The sequence below is a fragment of the Streptomyces sp. CA-142005 genome (genome assembly GCF_050942335.1).
Taxonomy (GTDB): Bacteria; Actinomycetota; Actinomycetes; order Streptomycetales; family Streptomycetaceae; genus Streptomyces.
The window spans coordinates 7,596,717-7,617,489 of the sequence record NZ_CP192078.1; the positions used below are offsets into that span (position 1 = coordinate 7,596,717).

19 protein-coding genes and 1 pseudogene are annotated in these 20,773 nt (G+C 72.4%); 13 read left to right on the plus strand and 7 right to left on the minus strand.

Translation table 11 applies throughout. The annotated features are described in order from the left end of the window. Nucleotides 1-6 precede the first annotated feature (6 nt). Nucleotides 7-1,521, minus strand: a complete 1,515-nt coding sequence (locus ACQPXS_RS35340; protein ID WP_433453506.1) for an IucA/IucC family protein — start codon at nucleotides 1,519-1,521, stop codon at nucleotides 7-9. A gap of 85 nt (nucleotides 1,522-1,606) precedes the next feature. On the opposite strand from ACQPXS_RS35340, the gene ACQPXS_RS35345 reads away from it, so the two are divergent. Beyond that, complete coding sequence (locus ACQPXS_RS35345; RefSeq protein WP_433453508.1) at nucleotides 1,607-3,121, plus strand: IucA/IucC family protein; 1,515 nt, start codon at nucleotides 1,607-1,609, stop codon at nucleotides 3,119-3,121. Between the two features lie 7 nt (nucleotides 3,122-3,128). Here ACQPXS_RS35345 and ACQPXS_RS35350 read toward each other — a convergent pair whose 3' ends face one another. Both ACQPXS_RS35350 and ACQPXS_RS35355 read right to left on the minus strand, forming a co-directional pair. Continuing rightward, nucleotides 3,129-3,887, minus strand: coding sequence for a CAP domain-containing protein (locus ACQPXS_RS35350; RefSeq protein ID WP_433453509.1), 759 nt, complete (start codon nucleotides 3,885-3,887; stop codon nucleotides 3,129-3,131). 382 nt (nucleotides 3,888-4,269) lie between these two features. Then, a pseudogene (locus ACQPXS_RS35355) lies at nucleotides 4,270-4,569 on the minus strand (M23 family peptidase); the annotation flags it as partial. 351 nt (nucleotides 4,570-4,920) lie between these two features. On the opposite strand from ACQPXS_RS35355, the gene ACQPXS_RS35360 reads away from it, so the two are divergent. Then, a complete protein-coding gene (locus tag ACQPXS_RS35360) occupies nucleotides 4,921-5,835 on the plus strand; it encodes a HipA family kinase (protein ID WP_351806327.1) in 915 nt (304 codons plus the stop codon). 10 nt (nucleotides 5,836-5,845) lie between these two features. Further along, the gene (locus ACQPXS_RS35365; RefSeq protein ID WP_351806325.1) at nucleotides 5,846-6,121 is read left to right on the plus strand and encodes a SelT/SelW/SelH family protein; all 276 of its coding nucleotides are present in this window, start codon (nucleotides 5,846-5,848) and stop codon (nucleotides 6,119-6,121) included. A 3-nt stretch (nucleotides 6,122-6,124) separates the two neighbouring features. Here the strand turns inward: ACQPXS_RS35365 and aceB are convergent, their stop codons facing one another. Both aceB and ACQPXS_RS35375 read right to left on the minus strand, forming a co-directional pair. Beyond that, nucleotides 6,125-7,750, minus strand: a complete 1,626-nt coding sequence (gene aceB, locus ACQPXS_RS35370) for a malate synthase A (RefSeq protein ID WP_433453511.1) — start codon at nucleotides 7,748-7,750, stop codon at nucleotides 6,125-6,127. A 184-nt stretch (nucleotides 7,751-7,934) separates the two neighbouring features. Then, complete coding sequence (locus ACQPXS_RS35375) at nucleotides 7,935-8,537, minus strand: nucleotidyltransferase family protein (RefSeq protein ID WP_433453512.1); 603 nt, start codon at nucleotides 8,535-8,537, stop codon at nucleotides 7,935-7,937. 129 nt (nucleotides 8,538-8,666) lie between these two features. On the opposite strand from ACQPXS_RS35375, the gene ACQPXS_RS35380 reads away from it, so the two are divergent. Beyond that, complete coding sequence (locus ACQPXS_RS35380; RefSeq protein ID WP_433453514.1) at nucleotides 8,667-8,981, plus strand: DUF5955 family protein; 315 nt, start codon at nucleotides 8,667-8,669, stop codon at nucleotides 8,979-8,981. A gap of 119 nt (nucleotides 8,982-9,100) precedes the next feature. On the opposite strand, the gene ACQPXS_RS35385 is transcribed toward ACQPXS_RS35380, so the two are convergent. After that, the gene (locus ACQPXS_RS35385; RefSeq protein ID WP_365328885.1) at nucleotides 9,101-9,895 is read right to left on the minus strand and encodes an IclR family transcriptional regulator; all 795 of its coding nucleotides are present in this window, start codon (nucleotides 9,893-9,895) and stop codon (nucleotides 9,101-9,103) included. A gap of 271 nt (nucleotides 9,896-10,166) precedes the next feature. Between ACQPXS_RS35385 and allB the strand changes: the two genes are divergently transcribed. The 9 genes from allB to ACQPXS_RS35430 all read left to right on the plus strand — a co-directional run bounded on the left by allB (nucleotide 10,167) and on the right by ACQPXS_RS35430 (nucleotide 19,600). Beyond that, the gene (gene allB, locus ACQPXS_RS35390) at nucleotides 10,167-11,504 is read left to right on the plus strand and encodes an allantoinase AllB (protein ID WP_433453516.1); all 1,338 of its coding nucleotides are present in this window, start codon (nucleotides 10,167-10,169) and stop codon (nucleotides 11,502-11,504) included. Nucleotides 11,505-11,541: 37 nt separating this feature from the next. Beyond that, on the plus strand, nucleotides 11,542-12,681 hold the full coding sequence (gene alc, locus ACQPXS_RS35395) for an allantoicase (protein ID WP_433456085.1): 1,140 nt from the start codon (nucleotides 11,542-11,544) through the stop codon (nucleotides 12,679-12,681). 134 nt (nucleotides 12,682-12,815) lie between these two features. Further along, complete coding sequence (locus ACQPXS_RS35400; RefSeq protein WP_351806311.1) at nucleotides 12,816-13,634, plus strand: AIM24 family protein; 819 nt, start codon at nucleotides 12,816-12,818, stop codon at nucleotides 13,632-13,634. A 107-nt stretch (nucleotides 13,635-13,741) separates the two neighbouring features. Continuing rightward, nucleotides 13,742-14,368, plus strand: a complete 627-nt coding sequence (locus ACQPXS_RS35405) for a dihydrofolate reductase family protein (protein WP_356308607.1) — start codon at nucleotides 13,742-13,744, stop codon at nucleotides 14,366-14,368. Between the two features lie 89 nt (nucleotides 14,369-14,457). Continuing rightward, entirely contained in the window at nucleotides 14,458-15,369 is a 912-nt protein-coding gene (locus ACQPXS_RS35410) for a DMT family transporter (RefSeq protein ID WP_433453518.1), read from the plus strand. Nucleotides 15,370-15,454: 85 nt separating this feature from the next. Further along, on the plus strand, nucleotides 15,455-15,850 hold the full coding sequence (locus ACQPXS_RS35415) for a ribonuclease domain-containing protein (RefSeq protein WP_356308602.1): 396 nt from the start codon (nucleotides 15,455-15,457) through the stop codon (nucleotides 15,848-15,850). Between the two features lie 265 nt (nucleotides 15,851-16,115). Beyond that, nucleotides 16,116-17,360, plus strand: coding sequence for a sensor histidine kinase (locus ACQPXS_RS35420; RefSeq protein ID WP_433456087.1), 1,245 nt, complete (start codon nucleotides 16,116-16,118; stop codon nucleotides 17,358-17,360). A gap of 307 nt (nucleotides 17,361-17,667) precedes the next feature. Next, nucleotides 17,668-18,339, plus strand: coding sequence for a response regulator transcription factor (locus ACQPXS_RS35425; protein ID WP_356308599.1), 672 nt, complete (start codon nucleotides 17,668-17,670; stop codon nucleotides 18,337-18,339). Between the two features lie 79 nt (nucleotides 18,340-18,418). Continuing rightward, nucleotides 18,419-19,600, plus strand: a complete 1,182-nt coding sequence (locus ACQPXS_RS35430) for a cytochrome P450 family protein (protein WP_433453520.1) — start codon at nucleotides 18,419-18,421, stop codon at nucleotides 19,598-19,600. Between the two features lie 65 nt (nucleotides 19,601-19,665). Here ACQPXS_RS35430 and ACQPXS_RS35435 read toward each other — a convergent pair whose 3' ends face one another. Further along, entirely contained in the window at nucleotides 19,666-20,670 is a 1,005-nt protein-coding gene (locus ACQPXS_RS35435) for a Gfo/Idh/MocA family protein (RefSeq protein WP_433453522.1), read from the minus strand. Nucleotides 20,671-20,773: the final 103 nt, after the last annotated feature.

Below are 20,773 nucleotides of genomic sequence, written 5' to 3' on the forward strand. Positions count from 1 at the left end.
CGGATCTTATTGATCAGACGGGTCGTGCTCCAAAACGAGGGGGTTGGGCAGGGCGGTCCACTGGTCGCCCGGGGTCCGCGGAGACAGCCGCATCAGGGTCAACGCCTTCGCCGGCAGCGGCCCTTCGCGCAGGGCGCGCAGGTCGGGGGTGTCCGGCAGGTCCGGTACGGCGGACGCCAGCGCCGTGCCCAGCGCAGGGCCCGAACCCGCCGTACCGGCCAGGGCGCCCGCCACCAGCGAGCCGAACAGCTTGCGGCGCAGGGCCGTTTCGTCGTCGGTGATCAGCCGGCCGGCGAGCGGTGGCGGGGTGATGCCGTGCCGCATCAGGCGGGCCGGGCTGATCCGGATGTCGGCCAGGTCGCGGTAGACCAGCCGCAGCGGGGTGCCGTCCGCCGACAGGATCACCAGCAGGTTCTGGCCGTGCGCCTCCAGGGCCACGCCGAGGTCGAGCAGGCGCAGTCCCACGGTCAGCGCCAGCCGGGCGAACGCGGCCAGCCAGGCGGGGGAGCCGGGCAGGTCGGTCGTGGCGAGCGCGGCCACGGGGACGACCCGCTCGCCCGGACCGGCGTACACCTCGGGCGACTCCCGCAGCAGCGCGGCCAGGTCGGGGGAGTGGGCGGAGACCGCGGCCGGCGTGCGGGTGACGTGCAGCAGTCCCCCGGTGCGCGCCGCCAGCTCCTCGCCGAGGGCGGACAGGGGCGCGGCGGCCCGGACCGAGTAGGGGGAGATGTCCCGCACGGACGACGTCAGCCGGGCGCTGAGCGCGGTCTTCACATGCGGGCCGTCCGGCAGCGCGAGGGTACGCAGGGAGAGCAGCGGGCGGGCCGGGCGCCAGGGGGCGTACGGCTGCTTCAGCACATGGTCCGCCTGCCACGGGTGCACCGGCAGCAGCAGCCGCTCGCCGTCCCGCAGCTCCCGCGGCCAGTCGCCGGTCACCAGGCACCCGTCCGCCGGCACCGGCACCGTTCCCAGCTCCACCACCGGCCGGTGCTCCGGGCCGTACGCCAGCTGGTCCGCCACCGAGAAACCGGGCCGGGACCGGCAGCCCGGATGGTACGGATGCCCGTCGGTCACCCGCTGCTCCCACTCCCAGTCCCGGTCCGGCCACTCCTTCGGGTGATCCGCGTCGGCCCGCGACAGGGCCAACGAGGCGACGCTGTCCGCCAGTTCGGCCGCGAACGCGGCACCGTGCGGCACCCCGAGGGCGGTCATCAGCGCGGCCGGATCCACCTGGCGCTCCCGGTCCAGGCGGACCCCGGTGACGTACGCGCTCGTGGCGTACGGGTCCGCGTGCGGCCCGTACAGCGTCCGTCCGTCGGCCAGCCGCAGCGCCAGGCTGTGCGCGCCCGGCACCCGGCCCGTGACCCAAGGCAGCGGCTCATGGGCCAGCGCCCGCCACAGCCGGGTCAGCACCGCGGCGCGGGCCCCCGGCAGCTCCGCCGTGAACCGGGGCAGCAGTCCGGGCCGGACGGCGGCCAGCTCCTCGGCGACCTGGGCCTCGGTGGTGGGTGGACGGTGCACGGTCGGCTCCTCGGGTACACGGGGCACAGAGGACGATTGTCGGCGACGACAGACATACTGATCGCGACCACCCCGGACGAAACGAATGGATCGCGTGGACTCCTCGCCCTCCTCCGGAGCACCCCCCATCGGTTCCGTCGGCCCCCTGGCCGACTCCTACGCGGCCGCGCCCCTGCTCAACTGCCTGCTGCGCGAGGTGGCCGAGCCGCTCGGCCACCCCGGTGACCCGCGGGTCCACCGGCTGCCCAGCGGGCGGCTGCTGCGCGTGCGGGCCGGCCGGCGCCCCGCCGACCCCGAGGTGCGCGCGGCCGGGGCCTGGCACCGCGTCGGCCACTCCGAGCTGGTCAAACTGGTCGCCGAGGAGCTGCGCCGGCACACCGGGCTGGCGGGCGGCGACCTGCCCGCCGAGATGGTCGACAGCCGGGACGCGGTCGCGGCCCTGCTCACCGCCCGCGCCCGGGCCACGGCGCCCGCGGACCCGTATCTGCGCTCCGAGCAGTCCCTGATCACCGGCCACCCGTACCACCCGGCGCCCAAGGCGCGCGGCGGCGGCCCGGTCGCCTCCTGGCTGCCCTACGCCCCCGAGGCGCACGCCCGCTTCCCGCTGGTGCTGCTCGGCGTCCGCGAGGACCAGGTCGCCGAGGAGGGCGACACGAGCGCCCTGGACGCGCTCGGCCCGGTCCCGCCCGGCTACCAGCTGCTGCCGGCCCACCCCTGGCAACTGGACCTGATCGGCCGCGAGCTGGCGGAGGCCTTCGCCGACGGGCGCCTGCTCCGTCTCGGCACGACCGCCTTCGACACCTGGCCGACGGCGGCGATCCGCACGGTGTACGAGCCCCGGCGTGACCTGTTCCTGAAGTTCAGCGTGGACGTCCGCATCACCAACGACATCCGCCGCCTGTGGCGCCACGACCTGCGAAAGCTGCGCCGTACCGACACGGCCGCCCGGCACGCCTTCGCGGCGATGGGCCCGCCCGCGGCCTGGCTGAGCGACCGCGGCTACCGCACGGCCGCGTTCGCCTTCGAGGAACTCGCCGTCCTGGTCCGCGACGGCCTGCGCGGCCATCTGCTGCCGGGCGCCACCCCGCTGCTCGCCGCCGGCCTCGCCGAGGGCTTCGACGGCAGCCCGCTGGCCACGGCGGCCGACCCGGCGGCCTGGTGGGAGGCCTATCTGCGCCAGGTCGTGCCGCCCGCTGTCACGGCCTTCGACGACCACGGGGTCGTCCTGGAGGCCCATCTGCAGAACACCCTCGTCGCCGTGGACGCGGCCGGCACGCCCGTCCAGGTGCTGTACCGGGACGCCGAGGGAGCCAAGCTGCTGCCGGACGTGACCCGGGCGGCGGGCTGGGAGCGGCTGGTGTACTGCCTGGTCGTCAACCACCTCACCGAGATCGCCGCCGCCCTCGCCGAACACCATCCCGGGTTCGACCCCTGGCCCGCCGCCCGCCGTGAACTCGCCCGGCACGAGCTGCCCGAGATCCCCGCCCTGCTCACCTCGCCCACGCTGCCCGGCAAGACCAACCTGCTGCTGCGCTGGACCGGCGCGGACGGTGCGGACGCCCGCTACCTGCCGCTGCCGAACCCGCTGGCGGGCGGCTGACCCGGGCTCAGCGGGCGGTGCCGAAGTCCTGGGTCCAGTAGCTGCCCGGCTGGGCGAGACCGACGCCGATCTCCTTGTACGAGCAGTTCAGGATGTTGGCCCGGTGCCCGGGGCTGTTCATCCAGCCCGTCATGACCTGCTCCGGGGTGGAGTACCCGTAGGCGACGTTCTCGCCGTAGGCGCTCCAGGTGTAGCCGGCCCGCGTGATGCGGTCACCGGGGGACGATCCGTCGGATCCGGTGTGCGACATGTTCTGGTGGGCCGCCATGTCCGCGCTGTGGGCCTGCGCCGCCTTCGTCAGCTTCGCGTTGACGGTCAGGGGATGGCACCCCACCTTGGCGCGCTCGGCGTTCACGAGCTGCACCACGCGCGCGGTGGCCCCGGACGCGGTGGCCGTGGGCGTGGGGGTGGGCGTGGGCGTGGGCTTGGCGGTGCTGGGAGCGGTGGTCGTCCGGGGCTTGGGGGCCGTGGTGGGCTTCGCGCTCGCGCTGGTGCTCGGGTGCGCGGTGGGCCGGTGCGTGGGCGACGCGGTGGCCCGCGGGGTGCCGGTGTGGTGGTGGGCGTTGCGGTGGTGATGGTGGTGATGCCGGTGGCCGTGGTGCTCCGGCTGCCGGGGCGTGGTCGTCGCGGCGACGTCCGCCCGGTTCTGGTCGCCGTACGGCCAGTCGGAACAGGCCAGGGCGACGGACGGCACGCCCACGACTCCCATGGCGACGGCGGCGACGACTATGCGCCGGTAGTGCTGCGTCTTGCGGTGCTTGGCCATTCCCTCAACCTCGCTCGGTGATCGCCGGGCGCTCATTTTCAGGAGGGCTTCACAAGGAGCGCAAAGGCCGCTTCTACTACTGCGGGTCGTAGGGGTTGATGCCTCTTGTCAGGCGGCCACGGAGATGCCGAGTTCGCTTACGCGACGTTTGCAGGAGCCTGGCGTTGTGTCAGGAGAGGTCCGATGGCGGTGTATACGGTCACGCATCGAGCCGGGGCGGCGCAGTGGCCCGATGGGTGGTTCCTGTCGGCGGCAAGCCGGACAAATCCCATTTGTCATCGGGGTCGCGCCTACTATGCAGGACGCCTAGTTGCCGAGTGCGCTGTGATGGATGTCACGCCGCCGGGCCTCCGGCGGGGGTGTCCCGCCGGAGGCGCGGTGGTCAGCAGTCGGGGATGACGGTGCCGTTGTTGTCCTTGGCCTCGTCGTTGCCCCAGCGGGTGAGGTAGTAGGCGGAGACGTACTGGTTCGCCGGTCCGGTGTCGGGGTCGGTCTTCAACCACCAGTGGTTGTAGCTGGTGGCGTTGCCGATCTGACGGCCCCACACCTTGCAGTAGACGTAGTTGGTGCCCTGGTAGAGGGTGCCGGTCTGGGTGGTGCTGGTCTCCGACGCGTACACCGGGGCGTTGGCGAAGGTGTCCACCCAGTACTTGACGGGCGGCGGGGGCACGCTGCCTCCGCCGTCGACGTCGAGGCAGTCGCCGTCGATGTTGACGGTGACACCGCCCCAGGTCTCGTTGGTGCCGCCGAAGTACTGGTGGATGCGCTGGTGGTCGGCCCAGTCGGCGGCGGGCACGTACCGAAGGGCCGGGCAGCGCCGAGGGGCGGCTTCCAGGCGCTGCGGCAGACCCGCGCCTGGATCATGCTGGAGGCAGGGACAGTCCTCCCCGGTTGTCACGCTTGGTCACTATGCTCATGTCTTGCCGGAGGCCGGAAGCAGGGCGGCGCGTCTGATCGGGGAGGTTTCCCCGGACCGAACCGCGTCGGAGCCGGCCGTGGAATGTGAGACAAGCGACCGTGGGGGCCTTGGAAAATGCTGAGAGAGGTCACCGCGACCCGCTACATCGCCCCCCTGCACTCCGGCGGCTCCGTGCCCGGGATCGTGGAGGCCGACGACGACGGCACCTACGTCGTGAAGTTCACCGCTTCGGCGCAGGGGCACAAGGCGCTGGTCGCCGAGGTGATCGTCGGAGAGCTCGCCCGTGCGCTCGGCCTGCGCTTCCCCGAACTGGTCCTCGTCCACTTCGACCCCGCGATCGCCGCCGGCGAGCCGCACCAGGAGGTGCGGGAGCTGCACGGCGCGAGCGCGGGCGTGAACCTCGGCATGGACCATCTGCCGGGCGCCCGGGACTTCACCCCGGAGATCGCCAAGGTCTTCCCCGTGGACCCGCTGGAGGCGGGCCGGATCGTCTGGCTGGACGCGCTCACCGTCAACGTCGACCGTACGGTCCACAGCTCCAACCTGATGGTCTGGCCCACGCTCGGCACCGTGCCGCCCCGCCTGTGGCTGATCGACCACGGCGCCGCCCTGGTCTTCCACCACCGCTGGGACACCACGACACCGGGCAAGAGGTACGACTTCCGCCATCACGCCCTCGGCCACTACGGCCCCGACGTCCGCGCCGCCGACGCCGCACTCGCCCCGAAGGTGACCGAGGACCTGCTGCGCGGGATCGTCGCCGAGGTGCCGGACGCGTGGCTCGCCGAGGACGCCGGCTTCGCGAGCCCGGACGACGTCCGCGCCGCCTACGTCGACTACCTCATGGCCCGCGTGCGCCTGTCGCACGAGTGGCTGCCCACCGACTTCCCGAGCCGCGAGCAGCTCGCGGCCGAGGAGGCCGCCCGCGCGGCGAAGACCCAGGCGGGCCGCCCGGACTGGCTCAAACGCGTCCCCGACCTGCACGGCAAGCCGGCGGCGGAACAGGACTGGTCGGCACACCTGGGATGAGGCACATCGGATGAGCCATCGCGTACAGATCGAGTACTGCACACAGTGCCGCTGGCTGCCCCGCGCGGCCTGGCTGGCGCAGGAACTGCTCACCACCTTCGAGGCGGAGCTGACCGAGCTGGCGCTCAGGCCCGGCACCGGGGGCGTCTTCGTGGTCCGGGTGGACGGCGAGGTGGTGTGGGACCGCAAGGAGCAGGGCTTCCCGGAGCCCACGGCGGTCAAGCGCCTCGTACGCGACCGAGTGGCCCCGGGGAAGCCCCTGGGCCACTCGGAGGGATCCTCGTGAGCGTCAGCCCTTGAGCTGCTCGTACGCCGGCAGGGTGAGGAAGTCGGCGTAGTTCTCGTCCAGGGAGACCTTCAGCAGCAGGTCGTGGGCCTCCTGCCAGTGGCCGGCGGCGAAGGCCTGCTCGCCGATCTCCTGGCGGATGGCGGACAGTTCCTCGGCGGCGATCTTGCGGGCCAGCTCGGGCGTGGCCCTGTCGCCGTTCTCGAACTCGACGCCGGCGTTGATCCACTGCCAGATCTGGGAACGGGAGATCTCGGCGGTGGCCGCGTCCTCCATCAGGTTGAAGATGGCGACCGCGCCGAGCCCGCGCAGCCAGGCCTCGATGTACCGGATGCCGACCTGGACGGCGTTGACGAGGCCCTGGTACGTCGGCTTCGCCTCCAGCGAGTCGATCGCGATCAGGTCGGCCGCCTCGACGTGGACGTCCTCGCGCAGCCGGTCCTTCTGGTTCGGCTTGTCGCCGAGGACCCGGTCGAAGGACTCCATGGCGATCGGGACCAGGTCGGGGTGGGCGACCCAGGAGCCGTCGAAACCGTCGTTCGCCTCGCGGTCCTTGTCGGCGCGGACCTTCTCGAAGGCCACCTTGTTGACCTCGGCGTCGCGACGGGACGGGATGAACGCGGCCATGCCGCCGATCGCGTGCGCCCCGCGCTTGTGACAGGTGCGGACGAGGAGTTCGGTGTACGCCCGCATGAACGGGGCGGTCATCGTGACCGCGTTGCGGTCCGGCAGGACGAACCTCGGGCCGACGTCACGGAAGTTCTTCACGATGGAGAACAGGTAGTCCCAGCGGCCCGCGTTCAACCCCGAGGCGTGGTCGCGCAGTTCGTAGAGGATCTCCTCCATCTCGTACGCGGCCGTGATCGTCTCGATCAGGACGGTGGCGCGGATGGTGCCCTGCGGGATGCCGACGTAGTCCTGCGCGAAGACGAACACGTCGTTCCACAGGCGGGCTTCGAGGTGCGACTCGGTCTTCGGCAGGTAGAAGTACGGCCCCTTGCCGAGGTCCAGCAGCCGCTGGGCGTTGTGGAAGAAGTACAGGCCGAAGTCGACGAAGGCGCCCGGGACCGGCGTCCCGTCGGCGTCGACCAGGTGACGCTCGTTCAGGTGCCAGCCTCGCGGGCGCATGACGACCGTCGCCAGCTCCTCGTTCGGGCGCAGGGCGTAGGACTTGCCCGAGCCCGGGTCGGTGAAGTCGATGTTCCGGGTGTAGGCGTCGATCAGGTTGACCTGGCCGACGACGACGTTCTCCCAGGTGGGCGCGGAGGCGTCCTCGAAGTCGGCGAGCCAGACCTTCGCGCCCGAGTTGAGCGCGTTGATGGTCATCTTGCGGTCGGTGGGGCCGGTGATCTCGACGCGCCGGTCGTTCAGCGCGGCCGGGGCCGGGGCGACCTTCCAGGAGTCGTCCGCGCGGATCGCGGCCGTCTCGGGCAGGAAGTCGAGCGTGGAGGTGCGGGCGATCTCGGCGCGGCGCTCGGCCCGGCGGGCGAGGAGTTCGTCACGGCGCGGGGTGAACCGCCGGTGCAGCTCCGCCACGAAGGCGAGCGCCGCGTCCGTGAGGACCTCTTCCTGCCGGGGCAGGGGCTCGGCGTCGACGATGGCCAGCGGGGACGGCGCTGGTGCGGACATGAGCTGTCACTTCCTTCAGCGGTGGCACCGGGTGCCTAGTGGCACGAACAGGGCGATCGGCGCCAACTGTGCGGGCAGGCGCTTCTGATCAGTGGATAGTAGTTTCCTCATCGTGGAACTTCAATGGTTTGTTGATGTCGAGATTCTCCGGGTCGAGGCAAGGTGGCGCCCAGTGCCACCCTCTTCACTCAAGGTGGCGCAGGTCCGCCTCGGTGTCGATGTCGTACGGCTCGGCCACGTCCGCGCACTCCACGAGCCGGATCCGCCCGGCGTTCTCCTTCAGGTACTCCCGGGCCCCGCGGTCCCCGGCGGCGGTCGCCGCGATGCCGGGCCAGTGGGCAGCGCCGAAGAGCACCGGATGCCCGCGCGTGCCGTCGTAGGCGGCCGAGACCAGCGATTTCTCGTCCTCGAAGGCGCCGAGCACCCGTGCCACGGCCGCCGGCCCGATGCCCGGCTGGTCGACGAGGCTCACCAGGGCCGCGCGCACCCCCGTACCGGTCAGCGAGGCCAGTCCGGCCCGCAGCGACGAACCCATCCCCTCGGCCCAGTCGGAGTTGTCCACGAGCACGCATCCGCTCAGATCGGCCCGCCGGCGGACCTCGTCCGCCCGCGCTCCCAGCACGACGTGGATCCGGCCGCACCCGGCCACGCGCAGCACCTCGGCCGCGTGCTCGACCAGGAGGCGCCCCCGGTGCTCCAGCAGCGCCTTGGGCCGCCCGCCGAGCCGTCTGCCCCCGCCGGCGGCGAGCAGCAGCCCGGCGACGTCCTCGCGTCGGTTCTCCGTCATGCGTCCTGCATACCCGACGGGGAAGGCGGCGGCCGGTTTCCTTGGGCTGAATTTCGGTCCGCGCGGTGGCGCTCCCGGACGCGGTGGCGTTTACTGACCCGCGCACGAGGGCGTGTGAGGGGGAGGGCTGTGTTGCAGAGCTTGGGGCAGAGGCCAGTGACCGGCAGCGACGAGGATCCGAGAGTGGCGGAACTGCGGATCGCGGTGTCCCGGCTGCGTCGCGAACTCGCCGCGCTCCCCTCCGAGTTCCCCGACCGCGCCATAGCCGAGGACGAACTGGCGACGCTGGCGGCGATGGCCTCCGGCGGCTCACCGGAGATCCCGCGCCTGCGCAGCTCCCTGTTACTGATCGCCGGTGCCATCGGCTCGGTGAGCGCCCTGGCCAGGGGGCTGGGCGAGGTACGGCAGGCGGTGGATCTGTTCGGGGAGTCGCCGAGAGCTTGACAGCGGGGCGGGCCGACTTACGCAGGGGCGCGGGGCTGTATCGATATGCGGCTCCGCCGCGTGGGCGCGATCAACCACGAAGCACCCGCACCCGCAAACGATCAGGTCTGCCCGAGCTCTCAGGCGCCCGAACTGGCCAAGGCCTGAGACAGCTCAAGGGCGACCTGCTGCAGCACCGGCACGATCTTCTCGGTAGCTGCTTCCGTGACCCGCCCGGCCGGCCCCGAGATGGAGATCGCCGCAGCCGTCGGAGACTCCGGCACGGACACCGCCAGGCACCGCACCCCTATCTCCTGCTCGTTGTCGTCGACGGCGTACCCCAGCCGCCGTACGTCCTCCAGCGCGGCGAGGAACCCCTCGGGTGTGGTGATGGTCTTCTCGGTGGCCGCGGGCATCCCGGTGCGAGACAGCAGTGCCCGGACCTCGTCATCGGGAACGCCGGCCAGCAGCGCCTTGCCCACGCCGGTGGAGTGCGGAAGGACCCGTCGGCCCACCTCGGTGAACATCCGCATCGAGTGCTTCGACGGCACCTGGGCCACGTACACGATCTCGTCGCCGTCCAGCAGCGCCATGTTCGCGGTCTCGCCGGTCTCCTCGACCAGCCGCGCGAGATACGGCCGCGCCCATGTGCCGAGCAGCCGGGACGCCGACTCGCCGAGCCGGATGAGCCGGGGGCCGAGTGCGTAGCGCCGGTTCGGCTGCTGGCGGACGTATCCGCAGGCGACCAGGGTCCGCATCAGCCGGTGGATGGTCGGCAGCGGCAGCCCGCTGGTCGCGGACAGCTCGCTCAGGCCGACCTCGCCGCCCGCGTCCGCCATCCGCTCGAGCAGGTCGAAGGCGCGCTCCAGGGACTGGACCCCGCCCGCGGCGGAGGGCTTGGCGGAGTCGGTGGTGCTGGCGCTGGACGTCGGCACGGCGCGTTCCTTTCGGATGGCAGGAGGTGAGAAGCCTACCCGGCAGCCGGTTGACTCCCTGCTTGTACGTAGCTACGTTCTGCTTGCTGGAATTGTAATTCCGCTTTGTGGAAACGTCCAGAGTGGATGCGGGTCGGCCGCTGTTCAGAAGTGTGCCTCTTGACGGCGGAGAAGCGGGAGTGAAGACTCCTTCAACAGAACGTTGAAATCCGTTACGTGGATGTACATCCCGTTCCCGGGGCGTAAAACGGCGGTACAGAGAGGGGTCCGGGTGTCCGACGCTGAACTGGTCCTGCGCTCGACGCGCGTCATCACTCCGGAGGGGACGCGGGCCGCCACGGTCACCGTGTCCGCCGGGAGGATCACGGCCGTCCTGCCGTACGACGCGGAGGTCCCGGCCGGCGCGCGGCTGGAGGACTTCGGCGACCATGTGCTGCTGCCCGGCCTGGTCGACACCCACGTGCACGTCAACGACCCGGGCCGCACCGAGTGGGAGGGCTTCTGGACCGCCACCCGCGCTGCGGCGGCCGGCGGCATCACCACGCTGGTCGACATGCCGCTCAACTCCCTCCCGCCGACCGCGACCGTCGACAACCTGCGGCTGAAGCGGGAGGTGGCCGCCGACAAGGCGCACATCGACGTCGGCTTCTGGGGCGGCGCCCTGCCCGACAACGTCAAGGACCTGCGCCCGCTGCACGACGCCGGCGTCTTCGGCTTCAAGGCGTTCCTGTCCCCGTCCGGTGTGGACGAGTTCCCGCATCTCGACCAGGACCAGCTGGCCCAGTCCCTGGCGGAGATCGCCGGCTTCGACGGCCTGCTGATCGTGCACGCCGAGGACCCGCACCACCTCGCCGCCGCACCCCAGCACGGCGGCCCCAGGTACGCCGACTTCCTCGCCTCCCGCCCGCGCGACGCCGAGGACACGGCCATCGCGAACCTCGTCGCGCAGGCCCGCCGCCTCCACGCGCGCGTGCACGTGCTGCACCTGTCGTCCAGCGACGCGCTGCCGCTGATCCGCGCCGCCCGTGCCGAGGGCGTCCGGATCACCGTGGAGACCTGCCCGCACTACCTCACTCTCACCGCCGAGGAAGTCCCGGACGGCGCCAGCGAGTTCAAGTGCTGCCCGCCCATCCGCGAGGCCGCCAACCAGGACCTGCTGTGGGAGGCGCTGGCCGACGGCACCATCGACTGCGTGGTCACCGACCACTCGCCCTCCACCGCCGACCTGAAGACCGACGACTTCGCCACCGCCTGGGGCGGCATCTCCGGCCTCCAGCTCAGCCTGTCCGCCGTGTGGACCGAGGCACGCGCGCGTGGGTACGGCCTTCAGGACGTGGTGCGCTGGATGTCCACCCGGACCGCGTCCCTCGTGGGCCTCGGGCAGAAGGGCGCCATCGAGGCCGGCCGCGACGCCGACTTCGCGGTCCTCGCCCCCGACGAGACCTTCACCGTCGACCCGGCCGGTCTCCAGCACCGCAACCGGGTCACCGCGTACGCCGGCAAGACCCTGTACGGCGTCGTGAAGTCCACCTGGCTGCGCGGCGAACGCATCGTCGCCGACGGCGAGTTCACCGAGCCGAAGGGCACGCTGCTCGCCCGCCCCCGGTAAGCCACCCTCCGCACCGGCCGACTCCCGAAAGGAACCCCTGATCACCGTGACGGCGCTGCATCAATCTTCTTCGGCTCGCTTCACCGGCGACGCGAACCCCTACGGAGGCGGCGACCCGTACGCGGACTACCGCACCGCCGACTTCCCCTTCACCCGGTACGCCAACCTCGCCGACCGGCAGCTCGGCGCCGGTGTCATCGCCGCCAACGACGAGTTCTTCGCCCAGCGGGAGAACCTGCTGGTGCCCGAGCCGGCCGAGTTCGACCCCGAGCACTTCGGGCACAAGGGCAAGATCATGGACGGCTGGGAGACCCGCCGCCGGCGCGGCGTCTCCGCCGAGCACCCGTGGCCGACCGCCGAGGACCACGACTGGGCGCTGGTCCGCCTCGGCGCGCCCGGGGTGATCCGCGGGATCGTCGTCGACACCGCCCACTTCCGCGGCAACTACCCGCAGGCGGTCTCGATCGAGGGTGCGTCCGTACCCGGCTCGCCGTCCCCGGAGGAGCTGCTGGGCGAGGACGTGAAGTGGACGACGATCGTCCCGCGCACCGCCGTCGGCGGCCACGCGGCCAACGGCTTCGAGGTCACCGCCGAGCAGCGCTTCACCCACCTGCGGGTCAACCAGCACCCCGACGGCGGCATCGCGCGCCTGCGCGTGTACGGCGAGGTCGTCCCGGACCCCGAGTGGCTCTCGGTCCTCGGCACCTTCGACGTGGTCGCCCTGGAGAACGGCGGCCGGGTCGAGGACGCCTCCGACCTCTTCTACTCCCCGGCCACCAACACCATCCAGCCGGGCCGCTCCCGCAAGATGGACGACGGCTGGGAGACCCGCCGCCGCCGCGACCAGGGCAACGACTGGATCCGCTACCGGCTGGCCGCCCAGTCCCGGATCCGCGCCATCGAGATCGACACGGCCTACCTGAAGGGCAACAGTGCGGGCTGGGCGTCGGTGTCGGTGAAGGACGGCGAGCACGGTGAGTGGACGGAGGTCCTCCCGCGCACCCGCCTGCAGCCCGACACCAATCACCGGTTCGTGCTGCCGGCCCCGGCCGTCGGCACGCACGCGCGGATCGACATCTTCCCCGACGGCGGCATCTCCCGCCTGCACCTGTTCGGCTCCCTGACCGAGCAGGGCGCGGCCGGCCTCGCCGCCCGGCACCAGGAACTGGGCGGCTGACCCCCGGCCGGCCCACTCCGTACCCGCGTGGGGCGCCCCGGCCCGGACAGCACCGGGGCGTCCCGCGCGTCACTCACCGGGGCCCGTTTCCGGATGGCCGGAACTTACGGGTCCGTCTCCCGCGTTCTCCCCGCGTGACCCTTCAGCAAGAGATCGTCGGCAACGCCATGCAGATGGCGGTCGTCAACCTTCAGCCCGGCCAGACCGTGTACTGCGAGGCCGGAAAGTTCCTGTTCAAGACGACGAACGTGACCATGGAGACGCGGCTGTCCGGCCCGTCCGGAAACGGCGGACAGCAGGCGCAGGGCGGCGGGAGCGGCGGCATGGGCGGCCTGCTCCGCCAGGCCATGGGCACCGCCATGCAGGTGGGCCAGCGCATGCTCGCGGGCGAGTCGCTGGCGTTCCAGTACTTCACCTCCCAGGGCGGCCAGGGCACGGTCGGCTTCGCCGGGGTGCTCCCGGGCGAGATGCGGGCCCTGGAACTCGACGGCACACGCGCGTGGTTCGCCGAGAAGGACGCCTTCGTGGCCGCCGAGTCCACCGTCGACTTCGGCATCGCCTTCGCCGGCGGCCGCACCGGCATGAGCGGCGGCGAGGGCTTCATCCTGGAGAAGTTCACCGGGTACGGCACGGTGATCATCGCCGGCGCGGGCAACTTCATCGACCTCAACCCGGCGGACTTCGGCGGCCGCATCGAGGTGGACACCGGCTGTGTGGTCGCCTTCGAGGAGGGCATCCAGTACGGCGTCCAGCGCGTCGGCGGCCTCAACCGCCAGGGGATCATGAACGCCGTGTTCGGCGGCGAGGGCCTGTCCCTGGCCACCCTGGAGGGCAACGGCCGGGTGATCCTGCAGTCCCTCACCATCGAGAGCCTCGCCAACGCCCTGAAGAAGGCCCAGGGCGGCGACAAGCAGGGCCCGACCGGCGGACTGTTCTCCACCCACGCCGGCTGAGCCGGGATTTCTCCGGCGCGCGCGGCTCGAACCGATGAGTTGCGGGTGTGTGCGGGGTCTGAGCTGTTGACCGAAAAGACCCCGCACCCGGAAAGAAGGCACCCGCCATGGGCAAGCTCGTCTCCACCATCTTCGTCACCCTCGACGGCGTCTACCAGGCACCCGGCGGTCCCCAGGAGGACACCCGGGGCGGCTTCGAGCACGGCGGCTGGAGCTTCACGTACGGCGACGACGACTTCGGCCGATTCGTCACCGAGGTCTTCGACCGCGCGGGCGCGTTCCTGCTCGGCCGCCGTACGTACGACATCTTCGCGGGGTACTGGCCGAAGGTGACCGACCCCGACAACCCGATCGCCGCCAAGCTGAACGCCCTGCCGAAGTACGTCCCCTCGTCCACCCTCACCGACCCCGCGTGGTCCGGCACCACCGTGATCAGCGGCGACCTCGCCAAGGAGGTCACCGCCCTCAAGGAGCGCACCGACGGCGAGCTCCAGGTGCACGGCAGCGGCGCCCTGCTCCGCTCCCTGATCGATCTCCAGCTCCTCGACACCCTGCACCTGCTGACCTTCCCGGTGGTGCTCGGTTCCGGCCTCCGCCTGTTCACCGAGGGCGCCGTACCGACCGCGTTCACGCACACCGCCGGACGTGTCACCGCCGCCGGTGTCTCCCTCCAGTCGTACGACCTGGCCGGCAGGCCGCAGTACGGCTCGTACGAGCTTCCGGAAAACGCCTAGCCGAAGATCGTCACCGCCGGTACGGTGATCGCCCCGCGCGAGCCGCCGACGTCTCCGCACCCCTTTCGGAGACCGGGAGAGCCGCCCCCATGTCGTCGATCGCCGTACCGGGTCCCGCCGCCCTGCCCCGCCGCACCTGGCACACCGGTCTGCCCGTCCTGCTCGTCGCCGTCTGCTGGGGTGCCAGCTATCTCGCGGCCAAGGACATCACCACCGCCCGTACGGTCCTCGCCGTCCTGGTGCTGCGGTTCGCGCTCGCCGTCCCCGTGCTGGCCGTCGCCGGCCGCCGGGCCCTGCGGGGGCTCGGCGGCGCCCAGTGGCGCGGCGCGGGCCTGCTCGGCCTGATCCTCAGCGGGATCTTCCTGCTGGAGACGTACGGCGTGGTCCACACCTCGGCGACCAACGCCGGTCTGATCATCAGCCTCACCATGGTCTTCACCCCGCTCGCCGAGGCCGCCGTCACCCGTACCCGGCCCACCCCGGCCTTCCTCGGCGCGGCGCTGCTGTCGGTGCTCGGTGTCGTCCTGCTCACCCAGGGCGCCGGCTTCACCCGGCCGAGCACCGGAGACCTGCTGATGCTGCTCGCCGCGCTGGCCCGCACGCTGCACGTCCTCGCCATGTCCCGGCTCAGGGCCGTACGGGGCGCCGACGCCCTGCCGCTGACGACGGTCCAACTCGGCGCGTCCGTCGCCGTCTTCGCCTTGCTGTCGGCCGTCTCGGGCGGTCCGGCGCCGTGGGCGGTCGCGGCCGGGTTCGGCGCCCGGGACTGGGCGGGGCTGCTGTTCCTGTCCGCGCTGTGCACGGTGTTCGCCTTCTTCGTGCAGATGTGGGCGGTGCGCCGCACCTCCCCGTCGCGGGTCGGTCTGCTGCTCGGCACCGAGCCGCTGTGGGCCGCCGCGGCGGGGATCGCCCTGGGCGGGGAACGGCTCGGCGCGCTCGCTCTCGCGGGCGGTGCGCTGGTGCTGGTGGGCACCGCGTGGGGGCGCAGGGCGGCAGGTTAACTTCCCGAAAACTCATCGGGCTTGAAGGGAAATTCTTCAATCTTGTCGTTGACATGCCAACGTCTACGCGCGTCATCATGAGGGCATGAGATTCCCCCCACGCGCCACTCGCATCGGCGCCGCAGCCGCGCTCCTGTCCGCCCTCCTCGTGGGCGGCACCGTCTCCGCCACCACGGCGGACGCCGCGGCCTCGTCGGTCGGCAGCATCTGCTACAGCGACCTGCCGTCGCAGGCCTACGACACCCTGGACCTGATCGACCAGGGCGGCCCGTACCCGTACTCGCAGGACGGCACCGTCTTCTCCAACCGTGAGGGCGTCCTGCCCAGCGAGTCCTACGGCTACTACCACGAGTACACGGTGATCACCCCGGGCTCCTCCACCCGCGGTGCCCGGCGCATCGTCACCGGCGAGGCGTACCAGGAGGACTACTACACCTCCGACCACTACGCCACGTTCGACCTGATCGACTTCGGCTGCTGAGCCGGACGACGACAGAACCCGAGGAACAGCGCGACGATCCGACGCACCAGCTCCGCCCCGCGGTCCATCCCCCACCCATGCGCCGCGGGGCGGGTCGGCGAGTGAAGCCGGCCAGGAGCGGAAGGCATGAGAGCGTCCGCAGGCCCCTGCCCACCAAAGTCCATGAGTCCGCGACTTTGGTAGCCGATCCCGTCCACGACGCGCTCGGCGCATCGTGGCCTGCGTAGATTTGTCGACCGTGACAGAGAACGGGCTGGACCACACCATGGCGCCCGGGGCGGGGCTCCGCCGGTGGATGCTGCCCTCGGCCGTGCTGCACGGGCTCGACCCGGACTCCGCCCCGGCCGGCCGGCGGCCCCGGCGCACCGCACGGGACTGGGTGGTGGATTCCTGCTGCTTCCTGCTCGCGGTGCTCCTCTTCCTGGCGACCGCCACCGTCCTGCTCCGGCGCGCGCCCCAGGCACTCGCCGTCGCCGACGTGCTGCTCGGCGCCCTGTCCTGCGGCGCCGTCTGGCTGCGCCGACGCCGGCCGGTCGGCCTCGCCGCCGCGATGGTCGTCGTCGGCTTCGTGTCCTCCACCGCGGGCGGCGCCGTCATGGTCGCCGTGTTCACCCTCGCCGTGCACCGGCCCTTCCGCTACGTCGCCTGGATCGGCGGCGCCGACCTCGCCCTCGTACCCGTCTACTACTGGCTGCGGCCGGACCCGGACCTGCCCTATCTGGGTTCCGTGGTGTTCGCCGTGCTGCTCGCGGTCTCCGTCATCGGCTGGGGCATGTTCGTGCGCTCCAAGCGGCTGCTGATGCTCAGCCTGCGGGAGCGGGCCCGCCGGGCGGAGAGCGAGGCGCGGCTGCGCGCCGAGCAGGCGCAGCGGCTCGCCCGCGAGGCCATCGCCCGCGAGATGCACGACGTCCTCGCCCACCGGCTGACCCTGCTCAGCGTGCACGCGGGCGCGCTGGAGTTCCGGCCGGACGCGCCGCGCGAGGAGGTCGCCCGGGCCGCCGGAGTGATCCGGGAGAGCGCGCACGAGGCGCTCCAGGATCTGCGGGAGATCATCGGCGTGCTCCGGGCCGGCGAGGCCGACGACGCCGCCGGTGAGCGGCGCCGGCCGACGCTGGCCGCGCTGGACGCCCTCGTCTCCGAGTGCCGCGAGGCCGGCATGAAGGTCACCCTGGAGCACCGCGTCGCCGACCCGGCCGCCGTACCCGCCTCCGTCGGCCGCACCGCCTACCGCATCGCCCAGGAGGCCCTGACCAACGCCCGCAAACACGCCCCCGGCGCCGAGGTCGCCCTGACCCTCACCGGCGCCCCCGGCAAAGGCCTCACCGTCACGGTCACCAACCCGCCGCCCACCACCGAGCCCGCACCCGTCCCCGGCTCCGGTCAGGGCCTGATCGGCCTCACCGAGCGCGCGACTCTGACCGGCGGCCGGCTGGAGCACGGCAACACGTCCGACGGCGGCTTCGAGGTGCGGGCCTGGCTGCCCTGGGGGGAGCCGGGGCCGGCGGCATGACGGCGCCCTTCGTGAGCGGGTCCGCCGAAGCCGGAGCCCGGGGCGCCACCGGCGCGACGACCCGCCCTCGACCGGGTGAGGACCATCCCGGGCGCCCCGCCGGGACCCCCTGGCCGATGCGGTGAACGCGCCCTGGCCAGGCGGCACTTGTGGCCGGCATCCACCCTCGGCCGGCTCATGCGGACCGCCGGACACGCACCCGGCACGGCGTGTTCCCCCACGGCCGAGGCGATACCGGTCACGCGGCCCGACCCCGGGTGCCCAGGCGTGGCGCCATCGCCCCCGCAACCGTGATTACGTAAGGCCCATGACGCCGATCAGACTGCTCCTCGTGGACGACGACCCGCTCGTACGGGCCGGGCTGGCCCTGATGATCGGTGGGGCCGAGGACATCGAGATCGTCGGGGAGGCCGCGGACGGCGCCCAGGCCGAGGAGCTCGTCGCGCGCACCCGGCCGGACGTCGTCCTCATGGACATCCGGATGCCGTCCGTGGACGGGCTCACCGCGACCGAGCGGCTGCGTGCGCGGTCCGACGCCCCGCAGGTCGTGGTGCTCACCACCTTCCACGCCGACGAGCAGGTGCTGCACGCCCTGCGCGCGGGCGCCGCCGGATTCGTGCTGAAGGACACCCCGCCCGCCGAGATCGTCCACGCCGTGCGCCGGGTCGCGGCCGGCGACCCCGTGCTGTCGCCCGCCGTCACAAGGCAGTTGATGCGGCACGCGGCCGGCAGTGCCGCCGACGCGCGCCAGGCACGCGCGCGTGAACGGCTCACCGTTCTCAACGACCGCGAACGCGAGGTCGCCGTCGCCGTCGGCCGCGGCCTCGCCAACGCGGCGATCGCCACCGAGCTGTTCATGAGCGTGGCCACCGTCAAGACCCACGTCTCCCGCATCCTCGCCAAACTCGGCCTCGACAACCGCGTCCAGATCGCCCTGCTGGCGTACGACGCCGGACTCCTCGAGGACGACGGGCACTAACCGGGTGTCCGGGGCGTTCACGCGGTACGGGGTGCTGCTGTCCTGGCCTCGGGGGCGGCAAGGGGAGGACGGGAAGGACATGGAGCTGATCGACCTGGGGGAGTACGGCGACGAACTGCGCCGGAACCCGCACGCGGTGTACGCGCGCCTGCGCGAGCGCGGCCCGGTCCACCGCGTCCGGCCGCCTGGCTCCGACAAGAGCTACGAGAGCTGGCTCGTCGTCGGGTACGAGGAGGCCCGCGCCGCGCTCGCCGACCCGCGCCTGGCCAAGGACGGCAGCAGGATCGGCGTGACCTTCCTCGACGAGGACCTGATCGGCCGGCACCTGCTGGCCACCGACCCGCCGCAGCACACCCGCCTGCGCGGCCTGGTCGCCCGGGCCTTCACCATGCGCCGGGTCGAGCGACTGCGCCCACGCGTCCAGCAGATCACCGACGACCTGCTGGACGAGATGCTCCCGGCCGGCCGCGCCGACCTCATCGGCTCCCTCGCCTACCCGCTGCCCATCACCGTCATCTGCGAACTGCTCGGCGTCCCGGAGATGGACCGCGACGAGTTCCGGAAACTGTCGACGGAGGTGGTCGCCCCGACCAGCTCCCAGAGCGAGTACGACGCCGTGGTCCGCCTGGCCGAGTACCTGACGGAGCTGATCGAGGACAAGCGGTGCTCCGGCCCGGCCGACGACCTGCTCAGCGACCTGATCCGCACCACCGCCGAGGACGGCGACCGGCTCTCGGCGCAAGAGCTGCGCGGCATGGCCTACCTGCTGCTGATCGCCGGCCACGAGACCACGGTCAACCTCATCGGCAACGGCGTCCTCGCGCTGCTCACCCACCCCGGCCAACTCGCCGCCCTCCGCGCCGACATGGGCCTGCTGGACGGCGCGATCGAGGAGATGCTGCGCTACGAGGGCCCGGTGGAGACCGCCACCTTCCGCTACGCCACCGAGCCCCTGGAGATCGCCGGCACGCGGATCGGGCGGGGCGAGCATGTGATGATCGGCCTGACCGCGGCCCAGCGCGACGGCGCCCGCTACGCCGGACCGGACCGCTTCGACATCCGCCGCGACCCCCGCGGCCACCTCGCCTTCGGCCACGGCATCCACTACTGCCTGGGCGCGCCCCTGGCCCGCCTGGAGGGCCGTACGGCCATCGGCACCCTCCTGCGCCGCGCCCCCGCCCTCACCCTCGACGGCCCACCCGGCGAATGGCTTCCGGGCCTGTTGATGAGAGGCGTCCGCACCCTGCCGGTGCGCTGGTAGCTCTCCGGCCGCCCGCTCGGAGCCGCCCTTCGGCAGCCGTGCCGGGACCCGTGCTCCGAAGCCCCCTACCGGCCCGGGATCTCCGCCAGGGCCACCGGGCGCCGCTCCCGCCGGGAGACCTCGCAGGCCTCGGCCACCCGCAGGGCCTGCAGGGCCTCGTGACCGTCGCACGGGTTGGCGCGCTCGCCGAGCACCACCTGCACGAAGGCGTTCAGCTCGGCCTCGTACGCGGGGCCGAACCGCTCCAGGAAGCCCGGCCACGGCTTGTCCGCGGGCGGCGGCCCGGTCGGCTCGGTCGAGGCGAGCGGCGTGCGGTCGTCCAGGCCGACCACGACCGTGTCCGCCTCCCCGGCGAGCTCCATGCGCACGTCGTACCCGGCCCCGTTCAGCCGGGTCGCGGTGGCCGTGGCGAGCGTGCCGTCGTCCAGCGTGAGCAGGGCCGCGCCCGTGTCGATGTCGCCGGCCTCGCGGAACATCGCGGGCCCGGCGTCGGACCCGGTGGCGTAGACGTCGGTCACCTCACGGCCCGTCACCCACCGCAGCACGTCGAAGTCGTGGATCAGCGTGTCCCGGAACAGCCCGCCCGACAGCGTCAGCCAGTCGGGCGGGGGAGGGGACTGGTCGCAGGTCATCGCGCGCACGGTGTGCAGCCGGCCGAGGCGTCCGGAGCGGACGGCCTCGCGGGCACCGGCGTATCCGGCGTCGAAGCGCCGCTGGAACCCCATCTGCAGGACCGTGCCCGCCGTCTCCACCTCGGCGAGTGCCTGCAGCGTGCCCGGCAGGTCGAGCGCGATCGGCTTCTCGCAGAAGACCGGCAGGCCCGAGCGGGCTGCCCGACCGATCAGTTCGGCGTGGGCCGACGTCGCCGTGGTGATCACCACCGCGTCCACGCCCCACGTGAAGATCTCGTCCACACCCGGCGCCGCCGTCTCACCCAGCCGGTGTGCCAGTCCCTGCGCCCGCGCCGGATCCGCGTCCGTCAGGATCAGTGATCCGACCTCGCGGTGGCGGCTGAGCGTTCTCGCGTGGAGGGTGCCGATGCGGCCCGTACCGATGACCCCGATGCGCATGGAAACAAAGTGAGGGCGGACCCCGTACGCTGTCAATGCGTATGTCCGGACAATCGGACTACACAACTTCCCGTCAACCGACCACGGGGCTACGCTCGGGCCG

Excerpts from the sequence above, each read along its gene's own strand:
- ACQPXS_RS35345 (WP_433453508.1), top strand. The coding sequence starts at position 1,607 with ATGGATCGCGTGGACTCCTCGCCCTCCTCCGGAGCACCCCCCATCGGT.
- ACQPXS_RS35350 (WP_433453509.1), bottom strand. The coding sequence starts at position 3,887 with ATGGCCAAGCACCGCAAGACGCAGCACTACCGGCGCATAGTCGTCGCC.
- ACQPXS_RS35360 (WP_351806327.1), top strand. The coding sequence starts at position 4,921 with ATGCTGAGAGAGGTCACCGCGACCCGCTACATCGCCCCCCTGCACTCC.
- ACQPXS_RS35365 (WP_351806325.1), top strand. The coding sequence starts at position 5,846 with ATGAGCCATCGCGTACAGATCGAGTACTGCACACAGTGCCGCTGGCTG.
- aceB (WP_433453511.1), bottom strand. The coding sequence starts at position 7,750 with ATGTCCGCACCAGCGCCGTCCCCGCTGGCCATCGTCGACGCCGAGCCC.
- ACQPXS_RS35375 (WP_433453512.1), bottom strand. The coding sequence starts at position 8,537 with ATGACGGAGAACCGACGCGAGGACGTCGCCGGGCTGCTGCTCGCCGCC.
- ACQPXS_RS35405 (WP_356308607.1), top strand. The coding sequence starts at position 13,742 with ATGGGCAAGCTCGTCTCCACCATCTTCGTCACCCTCGACGGCGTCTAC.
- ACQPXS_RS35410 (WP_433453518.1), top strand. The coding sequence starts at position 14,458 with ATGTCGTCGATCGCCGTACCGGGTCCCGCCGCCCTGCCCCGCCGCACC.
- ACQPXS_RS35415 (WP_356308602.1), top strand. The coding sequence starts at position 15,455 with ATGAGATTCCCCCCACGCGCCACTCGCATCGGCGCCGCAGCCGCGCTC.
- ACQPXS_RS35420 (WP_433456087.1), top strand. The coding sequence starts at position 16,116 with ATGGCGCCCGGGGCGGGGCTCCGCCGGTGGATGCTGCCCTCGGCCGTG.
- ACQPXS_RS35425 (WP_356308599.1), top strand. The coding sequence starts at position 17,668 with ATGACGCCGATCAGACTGCTCCTCGTGGACGACGACCCGCTCGTACGG.
- ACQPXS_RS35430 (WP_433453520.1), top strand. The coding sequence starts at position 18,419 with ATGGAGCTGATCGACCTGGGGGAGTACGGCGACGAACTGCGCCGGAAC.
- ACQPXS_RS35435 (WP_433453522.1), bottom strand. The coding sequence starts at position 20,670 with ATGCGCATCGGGGTCATCGGTACGGGCCGCATCGGCACCCTCCACGCG.